This is a genomic window from Xenorhabdus budapestensis, assembly GCF_002632465.1.
GTDB lineage: Bacteria > Pseudomonadota > Gammaproteobacteria > Enterobacterales > Enterobacteriaceae > Xenorhabdus > Xenorhabdus budapestensis.
Genome location: NZ_NIBS01000059.1, coordinates 1 through 3,375 on the forward strand (window position 1 = coordinate 1; position 3,375 = coordinate 3,375).

Annotated in this window: 5 protein-coding genes; all 5 read right to left on the bottom strand. The window is 53.9% G+C overall.

Annotation, left to right across the window (positions count from 1 at the left end):
- The coding region (locus Xbud_RS18535; protein ID WP_169923115.1) for a TraC family protein at nucleotides 1-1,088 on the bottom strand (1,088 nt) is incomplete at its 3' end.
- Nucleotides 1,088-1,489, bottom strand: a complete 402-nt coding sequence (locus tag Xbud_RS18540) for a TIGR03751 family conjugal transfer lipoprotein (RefSeq protein ID WP_099137464.1) — start codon at nucleotides 1,487-1,489, stop codon at nucleotides 1,088-1,090. The genes Xbud_RS18535 and Xbud_RS18540, both read right to left, overlap by 1 nt.
- Nucleotides 1,477-1,833: a hypothetical protein gene (locus tag Xbud_RS18545; RefSeq protein WP_099137465.1), complete on the bottom strand. Its 357-nt coding sequence runs from the start codon at nucleotides 1,831-1,833 to the stop codon at nucleotides 1,477-1,479. The genes Xbud_RS18540 and Xbud_RS18545 overlap by 13 nt, the downstream gene beginning before the upstream one ends.
- Complete coding sequence (locus Xbud_RS18550) at nucleotides 1,833-3,245, bottom strand: TIGR03752 family integrating conjugative element protein (RefSeq protein ID WP_099137466.1); 1,413 nt, start codon at nucleotides 3,243-3,245, stop codon at nucleotides 1,833-1,835. The genes Xbud_RS18545 and Xbud_RS18550 overlap by 1 nt, the downstream gene beginning before the upstream one ends.
- On the bottom strand, nucleotides 3,235-3,375 hold a 141-nt coding region (locus Xbud_RS18555; RefSeq protein WP_145956674.1), incomplete at its 5' end, for a DUF3438 family protein. The genes Xbud_RS18555 and Xbud_RS18550, both read right to left, overlap by 11 nt.

Genomic DNA, 3,375 nt, shown 5'->3' on the forward strand with positions numbered 1-3,375 from the left:
ACTTCCTGCACATCCTGCCGGACACGCGCCGATTCGGTATTTTCGCCCACCGCATTTTTTGCCAGCCGGGTAAAACTCTCTTCCAGCGTATCCTGTGCCTGCGCCACGATGGTCAAAGAAACTACGGTGCCTTCCGGCATCATATCCATCAGCGCATTGATATTATCCCCCCGTTTCACTTCACCCGTCAGCGTACCCGGCTCCGGCGGGCGGCGCAGGCGTTCAACCGGAATGGCTTTATGTGGCAATTCATCAAACCACCAGAGTCCGTTTTCGGGATCGGATACTGGTGGGTTAAACCACAGGCTTTCAGCAAAGTCATTGTGGATCGGGAGCTCGGGCTGTATGGGCGTTTCATAACTCACCGTGTGGTAAAAATCGGCTTTTGCCATACCCCAGTCCGGGGATGGATTAAAATGACGTAACAACCAGCTATGGATCTGCGTACCATTCTGCCGGACAGCCACAATACCCGCCGCCGCCAGTGAGGAAACCAGTCGCTCACAAACCTGATTGAGTGCAGCAACAGAAGATAAAATAGAGTGGCTTGCCTGAGATTGGTGAGCAGGCAGCCAGCGATAGACGGCCATACGCGTCTGGCGCTGCTGTCCGCGCCACGGTTGCCCTGTGATCAGGCTATCCTGAAATATCCCCTCAGGCCGGGCAATGCTGTTCAGATGGCGTTCGGACTCGGCCAGAAAGGCCTCCGTAAAAGCCGTACCTTGCGCCCAGGGTTTGACGTAATCCCGTAATGTATTGAGATAGGCCGCAGGATCATCTTCGTCCTGACAAAAAAATTGCACCACCCACGGTGAGATATCGTCCTCTTCCAGACTGTCCTGGATCGCATCTTCCAGCTGATCCCGAATTTCAATCAGTCTCTCCATTGGACGCCCTTCGGTGGCAACAGGTTCAATCCGGTAGACCGTACCGACGGAAACCCCATCATCCAGCAACAGGCATTGTCCGTCGTCCAGATATTCCACCCAGGGCAGATAGTCGATAATGGACGGATTGGTCCGATAAATCGCCGCTTCATCAGCGTCCCGCAGTTTGCCGGGGCGGTTCAGTGGTTTGGGATTGGCCATTACCGTGCCTCCGTGCGTTCACCCGGTAAGGCATACTGCACCTGCTGATAAAACGGGAACACCGTGCTGTAGCCCGGTATCGGCGTATTGCCGGCCGCCAGATGCGGAAAAACATACATCACCATATCGGGATTGGGGAGACGGGGAAACTGCCGGCTGATTTCATGCTCAACCGAACGGCTGTAATAATAAGGGTCTTCCAGCGCTCGCCTCCGTTCGGTACCGGTCAACGTTCTGCGCAATGCGTTTCTCGTCTGTACGACAGTGTGACCCGCTTTATTGCCCTGCCACATCGCCAGCACCGTCTGCTTTCCGGCAGGCAGCAACGTGTCTTTCGAGGTTGAACAACCTGCTATCAGCTCTGACAGACACAACACGACAACCGCGTTTATTTTTCGCATAGCTGAACCTCCGTAGTGTCAATGGCAGTAAAGGTGGCAAACTCAGGATGGACGGCCAGTTCCGATACCGTAAACGGCAGACGTTCCCACTGTTCAGACTTAGCCCTGATTTTGCCTGCAATAACCGCTTGCCACTGGATTTCTGTCAGACGAAAGACGGTAAAATCACCGTCACTCAGTAGCCGGCATCTATTGCCAATGGTGAGATATAATCGGCTGTCTTTTTCATGAGAGGGTCGCCAGTCAAGCTGAATCGGTGCCTGTTCAACACAGGGCGTCATATTGATTTGCAGACAGTAAGGCTGGCTGGTGCAAAACAGCCAGTGAGAAGGCGTGTGTTCCATTAATCTAAATCTTCCTGAATATCATGTTGAGTAGGTTCACTAAAGTCGTAGCGCACTTTACGGCCTTTCGTTTCGTAATCCATCGCCAGACTTTGGGTGATATGTACCACAACACCGGCACCGGGCGGGACGTAGACTGCATCAAACGTCTGGCTGTAACGTTGTTTGAGCCATTCGGTGATGTCATTCATGCCACCGGCCAGGGCTTTTCCTAATGCCGCCTGTCCGGCGTTACCCGTTAAAGCAGAAGTGATGCCGCCCGCGCCGTTGGTTTGGGCGGTTCGCTGACTTTCGTTCAAAGCGTCCCCGGCTGAATTCATGGCTGAAAGGGCAAACAGCGTCGGCAGATAGGTGCTGGCATTGGATTTACGTTCGCCGCTGATACAGGGAATGCCGTTTTCATCGGACAGCCAGCCGATACCCTGCTGATTTTGCCCTTTGCCCGGCAGGGTACGCACGGTGCCATCCTGAAACACAAAGGTGATGGAATTGACCTGCCCGCGTACACAGGAGAGGGTCCAGTCACCACTGGCCGAGCCGGAAACCACGGCGCCTTCCACTTCCGGCAGTTCGATGCCGTTGGCGGTCAGGTTGTCTTTGCCAATCAGAATTTTGAACGGGTAAGGGTCAGTGACTGTGCCATTGACAGGCACCCGGCCTAATAACGCGGTCATCGCCTGACTGCCCACCAAAGTGGCATTTTCCGGCAAGGTATAGACCGGTTTTTCGTTTTCTTCCTTCAGCGAGGCATTCGGTGAGGTATTTTGCTCCGTTGCCGGTTGTTCACTTAAAAAAGAAGTCGGAAATTTCGCGTCCGGTTTGCCGTAAGCCACGTTTTGGTTCTCAACCGGTTTTTCATCGGCAGGCGTCACCCAAATGAGTTCATCCTGCCCCCTGACTGGATTGGACGCATACTGATTCCCTGCCAGTCCCAACCCAAGGGGTATTGAACTATCCTGAGAAGGCAACGGTGCTGAATTTAATCGTTCTGTCAGTAAATCAATCTGTGCCAGCAAACTTTGTTGCTCATCCTGCAACGTACGCTGACGCTGTTCATCGTCCTGACGGATGGCGGCAACCGCTGCATCTATCTGGCCGGCAACATCAAGGCGCTGGTGCTTTAACTGGTCATTTTCTTTCAGGATATCGGTATTCTGCTGACTTAAACGTTTCTGCTCTGCCCGCACTTTATTGAGTGTCCCCACCAGAGTGCGCAGGGTATCTTCCGGCGTATCGCCCCCGACACCCAGCGCCTGTAACTCCTCCGGTGACAGCGTGGCCAGCACATGATTCGACGTCGTGTTGGGCACGGCACCTTCCGGTGAGCTGCAACTTTTGATACCGATAAATCCACCAATAACCAGCACTGTCGGCACCAGTATTTTCACCAGACTGTTGGATTTAATCTGCATCGCGGCCTCCCGGTTTCACCGATACCGGCTCAGGGATAAAGGCGTTCTCCGGCCGCCCTTTTGTGACGAGGTACAATACCGTCGTATCCTCCGGCGACCCCGTTTCACCCAGCCAACGATGCTGGAACGT